At 72.6% G+C, this 14925-nt stretch carries 16 protein-coding genes and 1 pseudogene; 1 reads left to right on the top strand and 16 read right to left on the bottom strand.

Features of this window, described 5'->3' with window-relative positions:
• The 16 genes and pseudogenes from F593_RS0120970 to F593_RS0120895 all read right to left on the bottom strand — a co-directional run.
• Positions 1 to 308 (bottom strand): flagellin N-terminal helical domain-containing protein (locus F593_RS0120970; protein WP_022930710.1); only part of this gene is annotated, 308 nt, incomplete at its 3' end.
• Between the two features lie 262 nt (positions 309 to 570).
• Entirely contained in the window at positions 571 to 972 is a 402-nt protein-coding gene (locus F593_RS0120965) for a hypothetical protein (protein WP_022930709.1), read from the bottom strand.
• On the bottom strand, positions 969 to 2720 hold the full coding sequence (locus F593_RS0120960) for a hypothetical protein (protein WP_169449237.1): 1752 nt from the start codon (positions 2718 to 2720) through the stop codon (positions 969 to 971). Before F593_RS0120960 ends, F593_RS0120965 begins: the two co-directional genes overlap by 4 nt.
• The gene (gene flhA, locus F593_RS0120955) at positions 2717 to 4810 is read right to left on the bottom strand and encodes a flagellar biosynthesis protein FlhA (protein WP_051160630.1); all 2094 of its coding nucleotides are present in this window, start codon (positions 4808 to 4810) and stop codon (positions 2717 to 2719) included. The genes F593_RS0120960 and flhA overlap by 4 nt, the downstream gene beginning before the upstream one ends.
• Positions 4807 to 5877 (bottom strand): flagellar biosynthesis protein FlhB, encoded by a 1071-nt coding sequence (flhB, locus tag F593_RS0120950; RefSeq protein WP_022930706.1) that lies wholly within the window; start codon positions 5875 to 5877, stop codon positions 4807 to 4809. The genes flhA and flhB overlap by 4 nt, the downstream gene beginning before the upstream one ends.
• Positions 5874 to 6671: a flagellar biosynthetic protein FliR gene (fliR, locus tag F593_RS0120945; protein WP_022930705.1), complete on the bottom strand. Its 798-nt coding sequence runs from the start codon at positions 6669 to 6671 to the stop codon at positions 5874 to 5876. The genes flhB and fliR overlap by 4 nt, the downstream gene beginning before the upstream one ends.
• Positions 6668 to 6940 carry a flagellar biosynthesis protein FliQ gene (gene fliQ, locus F593_RS0120940; protein ID WP_022930704.1) on the bottom strand — a complete coding sequence of 91 codons (273 nt, stop codon included), beginning with the start codon at positions 6938 to 6940 and terminating at the stop codon, positions 6668 to 6670. The genes fliR and fliQ overlap by 4 nt, the downstream gene beginning before the upstream one ends.
• Before the next feature lie 13 nt (positions 6941 to 6953).
• Positions 6954 to 7589 carry a flagellar type III secretion system pore protein FliP gene (fliP, locus tag F593_RS0120935; RefSeq protein WP_022930703.1) on the bottom strand — a complete coding sequence of 212 codons (636 nt, stop codon included), beginning with the start codon at positions 7587 to 7589 and terminating at the stop codon, positions 6954 to 6956.
• Entirely contained in the window at positions 7586 to 8260 is a 675-nt protein-coding gene (locus F593_RS29000; protein ID WP_022930702.1) for a FliO/MopB family protein, read from the bottom strand. Before F593_RS29000 ends, fliP begins: the two co-directional genes overlap by 4 nt.
• 285 nt (positions 8261 to 8545) lie before the next feature.
• Positions 8546 to 8897 (bottom strand): annotated as a pseudogene (locus F593_RS31310) (transposase); the annotation flags it as partial.
• Positions 8894 to 9760 carry a FliM/FliN family flagellar motor switch protein gene (locus F593_RS0120920; protein ID WP_022930700.1) on the bottom strand — a complete coding sequence of 289 codons (867 nt, stop codon included), beginning with the start codon at positions 9758 to 9760 and terminating at the stop codon, positions 8894 to 8896. The pseudogene F593_RS31310 and the gene F593_RS0120920, both read right to left, overlap by 4 nt.
• Positions 9757 to 10728 (bottom strand): flagellar motor switch protein FliM, encoded by a 972-nt coding sequence (locus F593_RS0120915; RefSeq protein ID WP_084630260.1) that lies wholly within the window; start codon positions 10726 to 10728, stop codon positions 9757 to 9759. Before F593_RS0120915 ends, F593_RS0120920 begins: the two co-directional genes overlap by 4 nt.
• Positions 10729 to 10737: 9 nt before the next feature.
• On the bottom strand, positions 10738 to 11103 hold the full coding sequence (fliN, locus tag F593_RS27290; protein WP_022930698.1) for a flagellar motor switch protein FliN: 366 nt from the start codon (positions 11101 to 11103) through the stop codon (positions 10738 to 10740).
• Between the two features lie 10 nt (positions 11104 to 11113).
• The gene (locus F593_RS0120905) at positions 11114 to 11548 is read right to left on the bottom strand and encodes a flagellar basal body-associated FliL family protein (protein ID WP_022930697.1); all 435 of its coding nucleotides are present in this window, start codon (positions 11546 to 11548) and stop codon (positions 11114 to 11116) included.
• Positions 11549 to 11569: 21 nt separating this feature from the next.
• Positions 11570 to 12370, bottom strand: a complete 801-nt coding sequence (locus tag F593_RS27285) for a flagellar motor protein MotB (protein WP_022930696.1) — start codon at positions 12368 to 12370, stop codon at positions 11570 to 11572.
• The gene (locus F593_RS0120895) at positions 12367 to 13182 is read right to left on the bottom strand and encodes a flagellar motor protein (RefSeq protein WP_022930695.1); all 816 of its coding nucleotides are present in this window, start codon (positions 13180 to 13182) and stop codon (positions 12367 to 12369) included. Before F593_RS0120895 ends, F593_RS27285 begins: the two co-directional genes overlap by 4 nt.
• Positions 13183 to 13448: 266 nt before the next feature.
• Between F593_RS0120895 and F593_RS28990 the strand changes: the two genes are divergently transcribed.
• Positions 13449 to 14925 (top strand): methyl-accepting chemotaxis protein (locus F593_RS28990; protein WP_157252045.1); only part of this gene is annotated, 1477 nt, incomplete at its 3' end.

Genomic DNA, 14925 nt, shown 5'->3' with positions numbered 1-14925 from the left:
GTGCCGTTCTGGTACTGCACGGCCAGGGTACGAACACGCTGCAGGATGGAGTGAACCTCCGTCAGCGCACCTTCCGCCGTCTGGACGAGCGAGACGCCGTCCTGGGCGTTGCGCTTGGCCTGATCGAGACCACCGATCTGGCCGCGCATCTTCTCGGAGATCGCCAGGCCCGCCGCGTCATCGCTGGCGCGGTTGATGCGCAGGCCCGAGGACAGGCGCTCCATGGACTTAGCGATCTTGTCGCTGGTGCCGTTGAGGTTGCGATGCGCGTTAAACGCCTCGACGTTGGTGTTGATGCGAAGGGACATGCGCTGATCTCCTTGATCGGCTGGGTTTGTGCTGTTCCCGAGGCGACATCCGTGTCGCCCCTTGCCTTCCCTTGATCGGCGCGGTCCGGGGGAACTTGACGAACTTCCCGAGCGACCTTCGCCCGGGCTCGGCGAGGCCGCCGCCGCGCCGCCGTCCCGCCCCCGAACGGGCCCCGGAACGCGTCGAGGACGCCCGTGGCGTCCTCATCGTCCTGCTTGATCCCCGTCCCGACCGCGCCGGCCGGCGGGTGGGCGCCCAGGCCTAGGTGCCGGACTCGCCGTCTTCGCCGTCGTCGGCGTGCTCGGCCTCGATGGCCTTCACGTGCGCCTCGACCTCGGCGCGCACCACGGCCTGCCCCACCTGCACCGCGGCGACCCAGCAGATGACCCAGCCGGCGAACCCGGCGATCAGGGCGCGCAGCAGGATGTCGAACGCGGGGGCGCCGGCCTTGGCCGACGCCATCGCGACGAGGCCGAAGGCGATGAGCGCGCCCCAGCCCTTCGCGGCGCGTACGCGCGCGGCGACCCGTGGGTGGCCGGCGACGGACACGGTCTGCCCGTCCCCGGCGCGCCGGCCGCCCTTGGCCTTCTTGCCCTTCTTGCCGCCCTTGGCCGCCGCCGGTGGCACCAGCGGCATCGCCCGGGTGTGGCCGTCGACGCTCACGGCTGGACCATCCGGGCCAGGCCGGCGGGATCGGCCAGGGCGATGCCGCGGCCGTCGGTGACGTAGGAGACGGGCAGGCGGCGCAGGATGGCGCCGGAGACGACGCCGCCGGGCCGGTCGGCCAGGTCGCGGTGCGTCATCAGCAGGGCGTCGGCGCCGAGCTCGGCGAACGCGTCGATCGTGGCGGTCACGCCGACGGCGGCGTCGGTGCCCGGGATCGCGAGGTGGATCTCGTCCGCGCCGGCGGCCTGCAGGTCGGCGGTGACGGTGGCGATGAGCTTGGCCCGGCCCTTGCGGATGACCGGTGTGTCGATCAGGCAGACGTCGGCGTCGCGGGCGTCGCGGACGCGGGCGATCTCCTCGCCGGTCTCGGCGACGAAGACCTGGGCGCGGGTGCCGGCGACGGCGGCGCGCAGGGCGGCACCGTCGTCCGTCGGGCGCAGGGCGACGACGAGGACGGAGCGGTGCTCGGCGGCGTAGGCGCGGCAGAGGGCGCCGACGGCCGCGGTGCGGCCGGAGCCGGGACCGCCGGCGACGGCGATCGTGCGGACGTCGGTCCGCTCGGCGACGGCCGGGATGCGGGCCTCGAGCACCGCGCGCGTCGCGGCGTCCAGGGAACCGTCGGCGGTCGCGGCCTCGCGGAGCACCGGGCGGGCGATCTCCGGGGCCAGGCCGCGGGAGACGAGCACGTACTCGGCGATGTCGACGTCGACGGTCGGCGTGGCGGGGGCGACGGGCGTGTCGACGGTGCCGGCCGGGCGCGGGACCCGGACGTTGCGGCGGCGCGGCGCCAGCTCCTCGTCGTCGGTCGTCGCGTCGGCGGGGACCGTGACCTGCAGGTGCTCGGGCGCGGCGGCGATGCCGGCCAGCGCGCGGGCGCCGGCGTCGCGGACGGCCGTGCGCTTGGGCGTCCACGGCTTGACGGCGGGCGCCGGCGTCGCGGCGGCCGGTGTGGGCTCCGCGACCTCGGCGGCGGGCGTCGGGGACGGCGCGGCGGCCGGGACGACCGGGGCGGCGTCGGCGACCGGGGCGGCCTGCGGGGCCGGGACCGGCGCGGCGGCTGCGGCGGTCGTCTCGGTGACCTGCGCGGCCTTGACGATCTTGCCGCGCGCGGCCTTGTAGGTGATGAGGCGCGGCTCGGCGGGCGCGGCCGGAACCTGCGCGACGGGCGCGGGCTCGGCGGCCGGGGCGGCGACGGGTGCGCCGGCGGCCGGCGCGTCGGCGACGGGCTCCTCGGCGGGCGCCTCCTCCTGGCGGCGCTTGAGTGCCTCGTCGAGGTGCCGGAGGAAGGCGGGGCCGTCGAGCTCGGTCGTCGCCTGGGCGGCCTGGGGCGCGGCGGCCTCGGGGGCCGCGGGCTCGCCGGGGACCGCGACCGGGCCGGCGGCCGGGGCGGGCGCCGGGGAGTCCTCGCGGACCTCGACGCGGCGGCCGGAGGGCAGCGGCGCGCGGTCGGCCGGGGCGGCAGGGCCCGCGAGGGGCTCGTCGTCCGGGAACGCGGGCTCGTCGTCGTAGGCGTCGAAGCCGCGGACGAGACCGGCGACGGCCTCGACCTCGACGAAGCGCTGCTGGAAGAAGCCACCGACCCCGCCGGAGAGGCCCTCACGCTGGCGCAGGATGATCGCGTCCTCGCCGAGCGTCTCGCGGATCTGCGGGAGGATCTCCTCGAGGCTCTTGCCCCGGAAGGCGCGCGGCACGCCCGTGGTGCCGGCGGTGCCGACGCTGTCCTGGGGGGTCATCGTGGAACTCATGCGGTGATCACTCCAACGGTCTCGACGTTGATTCCGGGCCCGATCTCGTTGTACGAGCACACGGGGAGGCTGGGGAGGGCCTGCTCGACGAGGCGCCGCAGGTGGCGGCGGACGCGCGAGGAGCAGAGCAGGACGGGGTGGATGCCGCGGCGGGCCGCGTTGTCGCTCTCGTCGCGCAGGGCGAGCACGAGCGTCTGGGCGCGGGCCGGATCCAGGGCGAGGACCTCGCCCTCCGGCGTCTGCACGAGCGCACCGGCGACCTCCTGCTCGACGCCCGGGTCGAGCGCCAGGGCGCGCATGCGCTGGTCCTGGTCCAGGTGGGGCGCGGTGATCTGCCGCGAGAGCGCCTGACGGGCGTGCTCGGCGAGCAGGTCGGGGTCGCGGGTGAGGCGGGCGCGGTCGCCGACGGCCTCCACGATCGTCCCGAGGTCGCGGACGGAGACGCCTTCGGCGAGCAGCCGCTGCAGGACCCGCTGAAGTTCTCCGAGGGTGAGGGTGTCTCCCACGACCTCTTCAACGGCAGCAGCGTTGGATTCCTTGAGCCCTTCGAAGAGATCGCGCACGGCCTGGCGGGTGAGCAGCTCGCCGGCGTGGCGGCGGATCTGCTCCGTCAGGTGCGTGACGACCACGGACTCGCCGTCGACGACGGTGTAGCCCAGGGCCTCGGCCTCGGCGCGGGAGTCGTCGGCGATCCACACCGCGGGCAGCCCGAACGCCGGCTCGATCGTCGGCACGCCGCCGAGCTCGCCGACGGCGTCGCCCGGATCCATCGCCAGGTGGTGGCCGGCGAGGAGGCGCCCGCGGGCGACCTCTCCCCCGCGCAGCCGCACGACGTACCCGTTGGGCTCGAGGCCCGGCTCGTCGTGCACGCGGACGGGCGGGACGACCATGCCCAGCTCCGTGGCCAGCTGGCGGCGCACGTGCGAGATGCGGGAGAGCAGCGTGCCGCCGTTGCGGTCGTCGACCATGCCGACGAGGCCGTAGCCGATGGCGAGCTCGAGCGGGTCGGGCGGCAGCGCCTCGACGGACAGCTCGGGGCTGCCGGCCGCCAGCGCGGGACGCTGGGCGGCCTCGTCCAGCGCGAGCTGGTCCGTGGCGAGCCCGGCCGCCTTCTTGCGCTTCCTCAGGGCCAGGCCGATGGCGACGAGGCCACCGCCGACGAGGATGAACGGGATCTTCGGGAGGCCCGGGATCATCGCGAAGACGAGCACCAGGGTGCCGGCGACGAGCGGGGCCTTCTCGTTACCCAGCACCTGGCGGGCGACGTCGGAGCCGAGGTCGTTCTCCGACGCGGCGCGGGTGACGATGATGCCGGTCGCGACCGAGATCAGGAGCGCCGGGATCTGCGCGGCCAGGCCGTCACCGATCGTCAGCAGCGAGTACTGGTGGGCCGCGTCGCCGAACGGCATGCCCTGCATGAGGACGCCGATCGTCAGGCCGCCGATGAGGTTGATCAGCGTGATGATGATCGCGGCGATCGCGTCGCCCTTCACGAACTTCGAAGCGCCGTCCATGGCGCCGTAGAAGTCGGCCTCCTGGGAGATCTCGGAGCGGCGGGTGCGGGCCTGGTCCTCCGTGATCTGGCCGGAGTTCAGGTCGGCGTCGATCGCCATCTGCTTGCCCGGCATGGCGTCGAGGGTGAAGCGCGCGGCGACCTCGGCCACGCGGCCGGCGCCGTTCGTCACCACGACGAACTGGATGATGATGAGGATCAGGAAGATGACGAGGCCGACGACGAGGTTGCCGCCGATCACGAACTCGCCGAACGCGTGGACGACCGCTCCGGCCTCGCCCTCGGCGAGCACCAGGCGCGTGACGGACACGTTGATCGCCAGGCGGAAGATCGTCGAGAGCAGCAGCAGGCTCGGGAAGACCGAGAGGTCCAGCGCCTTCTTCGCGTAGAGCGCGGCGATCACGATCGCGATGGAGCCCGCGATGTTGATCGTGATGAAGAGATCCAGCAGCGCTGGAGGCATCGGGACGATGAGCATCCCGACGACGACCATGATCCCGACCGCACCGAGCAGGTCGGAGTGGCGCATGATCTTGGAGAGGGCGCCCCCGGCGTCCTTCTGCGGCACGGTGCTCATGCGACCGCCCCCGTCCGGCGGCGGGCCGCGCGGAAGACGACCGCCAGGACCTCGGCGACGGCCTGGAAGAGCTCCTCCGGGATGGCGTGCCCGACCTCGACCTGGGCGTAGAGCGCACGGGCCAGCGGCGGGTCCTCCATCACATGGACGCCGCTCTCGCGGCCGAGGTCGCGGATCTTCAGGGCGATGATGTCCTGGCCCTTGGCGACCACGGTCGGAGCGGAGCTGTCCGGGTCGTACTTCAGGGCGACTGCGAAGTGGGTGGGGTTCATGATCACGACGTCGGCGGTGGGTACGGCGGCCATCATCCGGTTGCGGGAGGCCTCTTGCTGGCGGCGGCGGATGGCGCCGCGCACCTCGGGCGGCAGCTCTTCCTGCTTGTGCTCCATGCGAATGTCCTGATGGCTCATGCGTTGTCCCTTCGCGTGGCGGTGCTTCTGCCAGACGAGATCGGCGGCACCGATGAAGAGGTAGATGGCGGCAGCGCGGATCGCGATGCCCTTGACGTCCGTGCCGAGGGTGGCGGCCAGGACGCCGGGCTCGGTGCCCGTCATCCCGGCGATCTCCTCGATCTTCGGGAGGACGGCGACCGCGACGACGGAGGCGACGACGGAGACCTTGGCGAGGGACTTCACGGCCTCGACGAGCGCGTTCTTGCCGAACACGTTCTTCGCACCCTGGAGGGGGTTGAGCTTCTTGAAGTCGGGGTTCAGCGCCTTCGGCGTGATCTTGAAGCCGACCTGGCCGACGTTGGCAACGATGCCGGCGATCGCGACCACGAACATGATCGGGGTCATGAGACCCAGGATGCTCATCGTGATCTCGCCGCCGAGGGCGGCGATGCCGTCGTTCCCCTCGGTGATCTCGGGGTGGCCGGCGCGGATCAGGCCGTCGCGCATCAGCTCCTGGAACGTGCCCCAGGTCTTCGGTCCGAGCATCGCCAGCGTGGCGCCGCCCGCGAGCAGGATGATCGCGCCGGTGAGGTCGGTGGACCGCGCGACCTGCCCCTTCATCCGCGCCTCGAGCTTGCGCTTCGGGGTTGCCTCCTCGGTCTTGTCGTCGCTCACGGTGCGACCTGCAGGCTGCGGAGGGCGGCCGCGACGCTCGGGCCGAGGCGGTCGGAGAACCACCCGGCCGCGAAGGGCAGCGTCACGATGATCATGAGCATCCCGACGATGACCTTGGCCGGGAAGCCCACGGCGAAGATGTTCATCTGCGGGACGACGCGGGAGACGAGGCCGAACGCGGCGTCCGTCAGGAGCAGCGTCAGCATCACGGGCGCGACGACGGCGAGCGCGGCGACGAAGATGCCGGCGAACGCCTCGAACGTGCCCGAGACCATGGACTTCAGCACGGGGAACTCCGTGAGCGGGACGAGGTCGTAGGTGCGCGCGAGGCCGGAGAGGATCATCGCGTCGCCGTTGATCGCGACGAGGATCGCGACGCCGACCATGGAGTAGAGGTTCGCGATGACCGCGCCCTGCGAGCCCGTGACGGGGTCGACGGTCGCGCCGAACGCGTAGCCGATCTGGATGTCGAGCAGCGCGCCCGCGGCCTGGAAGCCGGCCAGCAGGCAGGCGAGGCCGAACGCGAAGGCCGTGCCGACGAGCAGCTCCTTCACGAGCAGCTCGAAGTACGCCACCGGGGCCGTGGTCACGGTCGTGTCGTCGCCCAGGGCGACCGACGTGAGACCGACGGCGAGGGCGACGGCGATCAGGCCGCGCACGCGCGCCGGGATCATCCCGCCCGAGAAGATCGGGGCGAGGATGAACAGCGGGGTGACGCGCGCCAGGACGAGGATGATCGCCGCCGGCTGCAGGCCCAGGACCGCCTGGAGCGCTGTGGGTGCGTCGACGTTCACGGGCTCGCGACGGTCGGGATCGAGCCGTAGAGCTCCGTGGTCCAGGAGACGAGCGAGTCCAGCATCCACGGGCCGGCGACGAGCAGCACGATGGCCGCCACGACGAGCTTGGGGATGAACTGGAGGCTCTGCTCCTGGATCTGGGTCACGGCCTGGAAGACGGAGACCACGAGGCCCACGACGAGGCCGGCGATGAGCAGCGGCGCGCCCAGCTTGAAGGCGAGCGTGATCGCGTCGATCGTGATCGAGACGGCGCTGTCCTGGTTCATGCGACGCCCCCGCTCATCCGAAGGAGAGGACGAGGGATTTCGTGATCAGCGCCCAGCCGTCCACGAGGACGAAGAGCAGGATCTTGAACGGCAGCGAGATGAAGACCGGTGGCAGCATGATCATGCCGAGGCTCATCAACGTCGCGGAGACGACCAGATCGATGATCAGGAACGGCAGGAAGACGAGGAACCCGATCTGGAAGGCCGTCTTGAGCTCCGAGATGATGAACGCGGGGATCAGGACGCGGGTCGGGATGTCGCGCTGGATGCGCGGGTTCTCGACCTTGCCCAGGCGGATGAACAGCTGCAGGTCGCTCTTGCGCGTCTGCTTGAACATGAACTCGCGCATCGGCGCCTGACCGCGGTCGATCGCCTCGAGCGTGCTGATCTTGCCCGCGAGCGCCGGCTCGATCGCGCGGTCCTTGACCTCGTCGAGCGTCGGGCCCATCACGAAGAGCGTGAGGAAGAGCGCCATGCCCACCAGCACCTGGTTCGGCGGGGTGGTCTGGGTGCCCAGGCCGGCGCGGACGAAGCCCAGGACGATGAGGATCCGGGTGAAGCCCGTGACGCAGAACAGCAGCGCCGGGATCAGCGAGATGGAGCCGACCAGGAGGAGGATCTGGACGGCGTTGGAGCCCTCGAGGTTCATCCGCGCACCGTCATCTCACGCAGGCGGGTGACGATGACGGTGCAGAACCGTCTGAGGAACGGCGTCGGCGCGGCGAAGCGGATGCTCCTGCCGAACAGCGCGAAGGCGTTGCCGCCCCCGCCGGTGCCGCCGGCGACGTCGTCGCCGTCCTCGTCCTCGGGGACGGGCACGGGCTCGGGCCAGAGGGCGGCCTCGCGGGCCTCCTCCTCCGTGTAGCGCTTGAGCTCCGTCGCGCCGTTCGCGCCGACCGCCAGGAGCAGGAGCTCGTCGCCGACGCGGACGAGCTGGAGCGCCGAGCCGCCGTGCAGGGCGGTCGTCGAGATGACCTCCATGCCGGCGCCCGTGTCCGGCGCGTCCTTCGAGCGCTTCATCTGCTTCAGGACCCAGGTCAGCGCGTAGATCGCGGCGACCACGACGAGCAGGCCGATGACGACCCGGGCGATGGAGCCCCCGCTCGTGCCGACGTCCGCGCTGCCGACGGCGGCCTCACCCGAGGCCGTGTCGTCGAGCTCGAGCGGCGCGTTCTCGGCGTAGTCCTTGGCGACGGACGCCAGGACGGTGCCGGGGAGCGCGAGCGTCGCGAGCACCGAGGTGCCGGCGAACAGCGCGAGGGCCGGGGCCCTGCGCGTCGCGCGATCGAGGAAGTGGGGGCTGGTCTCAGGGATCGTCATGCGCGGTGCGTCGGAGCAGGTGCGCTCCGTCGACCGGGGTGATCGGCGATCCCAGGGAGAACTTGAGACGTTTCGCAACGGGTTGCGAAACCGGCTGGACCGCCGCTCAGATCAGCGACGGCCCCGCCCAGGCCACACGACGGTCCACGGCGATCGACGTGGCGCCCGGATCGTGCGCAGCGTGCGGCAGCGACAGGGCCTGCCCGGGCCGAGTGGTCCCGCCCGAGGCGCGCACCCAGTCGACCTGGACCCCGTGGGGCACCGCGGCGCGCAGGCGCGACTCGATGGCGCCCCAGGTGCCGGCGTCGACCCACTCGTGCAGGCGGCGCCAGCACGTGACGCCGGAGCCGCAGTCGAGCTCCTGCGGCAGCTCGCGCCAGGCGATGCCGGTGGCGAGCACGTGCAGGATGCCCTCGAGCACGGCGCGGTCGTCGCGGCGACGGCGGCCGGTGCGCCGGCGGCGCCGGGCCACCTCGGGCGCGATCGCCGCGAGGTCGCGCCACAGCAGGTCGTCGACCGGGAACGCGGGCCGCGCCCGCGGCGCGTCGTCCTCCGGGGCGTCGTCCTGCACGTCCGGCACGATCACGAGGTGGCGCAGCGCGACGGGGGCCAGCTCCAGCTCCTCGACGGTGCTCATGCGGCGATCCCCGGTGCGGCGACGGAGCCGCTCTCGATGGTCTCGATGCGCACGGCCCACTCCGAGCCGTCCACGACGAGCAGGCGGCCCGTGCCGACCCGCAGGCCGTTCACGTACAGGTCGACCGCGTCGTCCGCCAAGCGGTCCAGCGCGATCACCTCGCCCTCGGGCACACCGGCGAGGCGCCCGGCGGGCAGCTTCGTCCGGCCGAGCTCGACCCACAGGTCGACGTGGGCGCCGCCGAGGGCGAGCGCCATGCCGGTCGTGGAGCGGTCCGTCGTGGGCTCCTCGCCGAGCACCTCGGCGTCACGCTCGTCCAGGGCGCGCGTCATGCGCACCACGAACGCGTACGGGACGAGCTGGATCAGGCGGCAGACCTCGCCGAAGACGGTGATCGGGACGACGGTCGCGTGCGGACTGGCCTCGGCCAGCTCGTGCGCGTCGGCGTCCGTGTAGACGTCGCGGGTCCGCGGCGGCGCGATGTCGACCTCGGTGCCCAGCACGCCGCTGGTGGCGTGGGCCGCCGCGGCCATCATCTGGTTCATCGCCTCGGCGACGGCGGAGCGGTCGAGCTCGGAGAGCTCGTCGCCCTCGGGCTCGCCCTCGCCGCCGACCATCGCCTGGGCGAGGTACTGGGCGCCGCGGACGGGGGCGACGAAGACGTTGCCGCCGGTCACGCCGTCGACGTAGGAGACGTCGGCGGCGAAGCACGGCAGCGGGAGGTTGGCGAGCGGGTCGGTGCCCGGCTCCATCACGCGCGGCGTGCCGACCTGGACGGCGTCGGGCGCGAACGCCCGCAGGGCGTCGGCGGCGGCCTCCGCGCAGACCGCGGCAAGCTCGGTGAGGACGCGCTCGGTGCTCACGCGCCGTCCTCCAGCAGGCCTTCGATGAGCACGGCACGACGGGCGTCGAGGCGTCCTGGCCGGCAGCGGAAGACGGCGGTGTCCTCCACGCAGAGCTCCACGCCCGCCGACGTCGGGGCCTCGAGCCGCACGACGTCGCCCGGGGCGAGCGTCAGGACGTCGTCGAGGGTGACGCGCACGCGCGCCACCTCGGCGCGGGCGATGACCTCGACGGCGCGCACGGCGGCGTCGGCGTCCGGGTCGTTCTCGTCACCGCGGTCGCGCTCCGACGCGCCACCGAGGGCGTCGGCGACGGCGGCCACCGCGACGTGCGGCACGAGCAGCACGAACGCGCTCGAGCGCCGCTGCAGGCGGGCCTCCATCGTGACGACCAGGGTCGGCTCGGACACGCTCGTCAGGTGCGAGGTCTCCGACGTCGGGTCGAGGCGGTCGATCGCGAAGCCCATGCCGCAGAGGTCCTCCCAGACGGGGCTGAGCTGCGAGACGAGGTGCTCGAAGAGCAGCGTGGAGAGCGCCCAGTCGATGTCGCCGAGGCGGCGCACGGAGCTGGCGGGCGTCGTCGCGCCGCCGAGCAGCAGCTCGACCGCGCTCATGACGAACGGCTGCTCCGCGGCGAGCAGCACCGGCCGGCCGTTCGTGTTCGACGTCAGCGTGACGCCGATCGCGTCGCCCGGCAGCGCCGAGTGGGCGGCGGACCAGCCGAGCTGGTCGAGGTCGATGACCTCGAACTCGACCTGCATCCGCAGCTCCGCCGACATGCGCGTCGTCGACGCGCGGCAGAAGGTCTCCATGGCGCGGCGGATCCGCCGCTCCTGGTCGTTGGTGAACTTCGTCGGACGGGTGAAGTCCATCCGACGCAGCCGACGGGCGCGCCGGCCGACGGGGGCCGCGACCGCGGCCTCGACGTCCTCGCCGTTGCGCGCGGCCTCGACGAGGGCGGTGATCGCCTCCTGGGACATGGTCTCCATCGTCGACCCCTACTCCGTCGCGCCGGTGGCGCCGACGAGATCCTGCTGGTCGGCGGCGGCCGCGGCCGGGCCGTGCGACGTCGAGACCATGTCGGTGATCCGCAGTGCGAACTCCTCGTCGACCACGACGACCTCGCCGTGGGCGATGGGCTTGCCGCCGGCCAGCAGGTCGACGGGCTCACCCGCGAGCCGGCGCAGCTCCACGATCGACCCCGGGCCCAGGCGCAGCGCCTGGCCCAGCGTCATCACGGTGCGGCCGATCTCGACGGAGAGCTCGATCGGGACGTCGTGCAGGCGGGAGAGGTCCCCGCCGGCCGCCGCAGCGGCGGCGTCCTGGACGAGCTCCTCGTCCGCGGTCCATTCGGTGTTCGACACGTGCAGGCTCCTACTGGACCGTGATGTCGGGGAAGACGACGTCGTGGACGTGGAGATCGGTCTTCTTCTTGAGGTGCTTCTTGATCTCCTTCTTGACCTTCTCGCGGCCCTCCGCGTGGGAGAGCGTCTCGCCCGTGGCGGACCCGGCGACGTCGGTGATGATGTCGCGCACGACGGCCTCCTCGGCCATCACGCCGTAGCCCTCGGGCGGGCTCTCCGCGTGGCCGTCCGCGACCGGGGCGTGGTCGAGGACCAGGCCGACGGTGAACTTCGCGTAGCGGTCGTCGGAGAGGTTGACCAGGAACTCCTTGCCGAGGACGTACACGGAGCCGTCGATCTTCGGCTTGGCCTCCGCCTCGGGAGAGCCGGCGAGCAGGAACTTGTAGATGCCGCCGACGGCCACGAGGGCGACGACGACGATGATGATGAGCTTGTTCTTGGGCACGGGCGTAGGGGGGTTCGGAGGTCAGGAAGTGGGGTGGATGCGGGTGAGAGCGATCTCGACCCGGCGGTTCTGGGCACGGCCCTCGGCGGTGCCGTTCGACGCGCGCGGCGCCTGGAAGCCGTGACCCGTCGCGGAGAAGCGGTTCGGGTCCAGCTCGGAGCCGGCGAGGAACTGCACGACGGACGCGGCGCGGGAGGCGGAGAGCTCCCAGTTGTCGCGGAAGCGCCCGGTGGCGATGGGCTGCGTGTCCGTGTGACCGTCGACCGTGATGGGGTGCTTGCGGTCGATCCGCAGCACGCCGCGGATTTCGGCGAGCAGCGCCCCGCCCTGCGGCGACAGCGTCGCGTCGCCGGAGGCGAAGAGGATCTGGTCCGTGATGACGCGGACCACGAGGCCGCGGCGCTCGACGGTCGTCACGACGCTGGCACCCAGGCCCTTGGCCTTGATCTTCGCGTCCAGACGGCGCTTGAGCGCCTCGAGCTGGTCCTGCTCCGCGCGACCGGCGGCGGCGGCGCGCTTGTCCTTCGGCAGCTCCTCCTCGGAGACGACCGTCGGCGCGAGCGGGGCGATCTGGGCGATCGCCTCGACGGGCTCCTCGGACTTCTGCTCCTGGCGGATCGACCCGTTGCCGGTGAGGACCTTGCCGGAGAACGCCTGCTGGAGGGAGTCCGTGACGGCCTCCGCCTTGCTCGTGTTCACGGCCGAGGCCGCGTACATCACGATGAACAGGGCGAGCAGGAGGGTGAGGAGGTCGGCCCAGGTCAGGAGCCAACGCTCGTGGTTCTCGTGGCCTCCGCCGCCACGCTTCTTGCGGCCGCTCATGCTGCGCGACGCTCGCGCGCCTCGTCGATGGACGCCGGGGCGTCCGGGTCGGCCAGGCCGGCGCGCTTGGCCGGGGACACGAAGGTCTGAAGGCGCTCGGAGACGGTGCGCGGGTTCTCGCCGGCCTGGATGGCGAGGATGCCCTCCATCGTCATCTCGCGCAGCCCCTGCTCCTCGAGGGAGAGGGCCGAGAGGCGGTTGCCGACGGGCAGCATCACGACGTTGGCGACGCCGACGCCGAGCAGCGTGGCGACGAACGCGCCGGCGATGGCCGGGCCGAGCTTCTCGGGCTGGTCGAGGTAGCCGAGGGCGTGCATGAGGCCGAAGACGGCGCCGAGGATGCCGATCGTCGGCGCGTAGCCGCCGGCCTTCTCGAACGCGCCCGTGCCCTGCGCATGGCGGGCGGCCATCGCGTCGATCTCGCCCTCCATGACGTCGCGCACGGCGGCCGCTTCGGTGCCGTCGACGACGAGCTGCATCCCGCGGCGCATGTACGCGTCGTCGATCTGCGACACGTCGCCCTCGAGCGAGAGCAGGCCGTCCTTGCGGGCCTTCTCGGCGAAGCCGACGAGCTGCGTCGCCTGGCTGGCGAGGTCGGGCGAGGCGGTGTTGGCCGCCCGCAGGATCAGCTTCGGCATGTTCTTGAAGGTGTCCATGCCGACCGCGGCCAGCGTGACGCCGGCCGTACCCCCACACACGATCATGATCGCGGGGATATTCATGAGGGTCCCCAGTGAGGTGCCCTCCACCACGGCGCCGCCCAGGATGGCGACGACCGCGACGACGATTCCGATTCCCGTAGCTGCCTTCATCGGTCGGGGTCATCGGCCCGGCGTTGCGAAACCTGAGGGATCGGATTCGAAATCGGGCGCAGGCCCCGTTCGGAGCATCCCGGGCACGCCGCGCCGGGCGGCGGCGAGGCCCGTGGCCCTGCAGCGGGCCCTCCCCCGTGCCGGCCGTCGCGCCCTCGCGCCCGCCTCCACGTGCGTGGGCGCACACGGGTCGTTGCGAGGTCAAGGGGTTCCTCCCCCCGCCGATCATCGGGTGCATCACGTCCATCACGACCGAGGACCCCCTCGTGCCCTTTGCAAACCGCCGGGTCGGCATCCAGACCAAGCTGATGGGGCTGAGCAGCATCCTGCTCGCCTTCACCGCGCTGATCGCGGTACTCGCCATCGTCGCGCTCCAGAACATGGACGACGACGCCGACACCATGCAGCAACGCGGTGCCGCGCCGCTCGCCGCGCTCGCCACCGTGCGGGCGCTGGCGCAGGAGAACACCGCCCGCCTGTCGCGCTACATCAACGAGAAGGGCGTCACGACCCGCAAGGTCGACCCGGAGGCGCAGATCGAGGCCATCAAGGCCAACCGCGCCGTCTCCCTCGCCGCCCTCGAGCGCGCCGGCAAGAACCTGCCGACGGCCGAGCTGCGCACGCAGTTCGGGGCCATGACGAAGCTCGTCCAGGACTACACGAAGCAGCGCGACGGCGTCATCGCCCAGGCGCGCCGCGTGAACTTCACGAGTGGCTCCGACACCACGGCCATCGCCGCGTGGGACGCCTCCGTGGCCGCCAACACGCGCCTCCTCGACGGCTCCTGGGCCGACGCCAGCAAGGCGCTGGCCGACATGAGCACCGCCCTCGAGGCCAACACCCGGACCCTGAGCGCCTCGGCCGAGTCGACGCACACCGCGGGCCGCAACCTCATCCTGGCGCTGCTCGTCGTCAGCCTCGCCGTCGGCCTGACCCTCGCGTACCTCGTCTCCCGTGGCGTCCGCCGCGGCGTGAACGACATCGTCTCGCGCAGCCGCTCGCTGGCCGACCACTGCCTGACCGACCTCGAGGCCGGCCTCGCGAAGCTCGCCGAGGGCGACCTGACGCAGCGCGTCACGCCCGTGACGTCGCACATCGACCGCATCTCGAACGACGAGATCGGCGACATCGCCCGCGCCGTCAACGACATCCGCGACCGCACCGTGGCGTCCGTCCTGAGCTACAACTCGAGCGCCGACGCGCTGGGCAGGACCATCGGTCAGGTGTCGGAGTCCGCCGTCGCGCTCTCCGCCTCGTCGCAGCAGATGGCGTCGACCTCTGAGGAGGCCGGCCGCGCCGTCGGCGAGATCGCCCACGCCGTCTCCGACGTCGCCCAGGGCGCCGAGCGCCAGGCCCGCACCGCGGAGTCCACCCGCGAGGTCGCCGACCAGATGTCGCAGTCCACGGCCCAGGGTGCCGAGGCCGTCCGCGAGACCGCCTCGGCCGCCGAGGCCACGCGCGCCGCGGCCGAGGAGGGCACCGCCGCCTCCCTCGGCGCGACCGAAGCGATGCAGGCCATGGCCGGCATCACGGGCGAGGTCGTCGTCTCCATGGGCGACCTCTCGCGCAAGTCGGACGAGATCGGCGGCATCGTCGACACGATCACCGGCATCGCCGGGCAGACCAACCTGCTGGCGCTCAACGCGGCCATCGAGGCCGCCCGCGCCGGCGAGCAGGGCCGCGGCTTCGCGGTCGTCGCCGAGCAGGTCCGCAAGCTCGCCGAGGAGTCCCAGGACGCCGCGG

This window comes from Patulibacter americanus DSM 16676 (genome assembly GCF_000420025.1).
Taxonomy (GTDB): Bacteria; Actinomycetota; Thermoleophilia; order Solirubrobacterales; family Solirubrobacteraceae; genus Patulibacter; species Patulibacter americanus.
The sequence above is the reverse complement of the archived record's forward strand: the minus strand, read 5'-3'. Positions and strand labels throughout refer to the sequence as shown.

Excerpts from the sequence above, each read along its gene's own strand:
- F593_RS0120960 (WP_169449237.1), bottom strand. The coding sequence starts at position 2,720 with ATGAGTTCCACGATGACCCCCCAGGACAGCGTCGGCACCGCCGGCACC.
- flhA (WP_051160630.1), bottom strand. The coding sequence starts at position 4,810 with ATGAGCACCGTGCCGCAGAAGGACGCCGGGGGCGCCCTCTCCAAGATC.
- fliQ (WP_022930704.1), bottom strand. The coding sequence starts at position 6,940 with ATGAACCAGGACAGCGCCGTCTCGATCACGATCGACGCGATCACGCTC.
- fliP (WP_022930703.1), bottom strand. The coding sequence starts at position 7,589 with ATGAACCTCGAGGGCTCCAACGCCGTCCAGATCCTCCTCCTGGTCGGC.
- F593_RS29000 (WP_022930702.1), bottom strand. The coding sequence starts at position 8,260 with ATGACGATCCCTGAGACCAGCCCCCACTTCCTCGATCGCGCGACGCGC.
- F593_RS0120915 (WP_084630260.1), bottom strand. The coding sequence starts at position 10,728 with ATGGAGACCATGTCCCAGGAGGCGATCACCGCCCTCGTCGAGGCCGCG.
- F593_RS27285 (WP_022930696.1), bottom strand. The coding sequence starts at position 12,370 with ATGAGCGGCCGCAAGAAGCGTGGCGGCGGAGGCCACGAGAACCACGAG.
- F593_RS0120895 (WP_022930695.1), bottom strand. The coding sequence starts at position 13,182 with ATGAAGGCAGCTACGGGAATCGGAATCGTCGTCGCGGTCGTCGCCATC.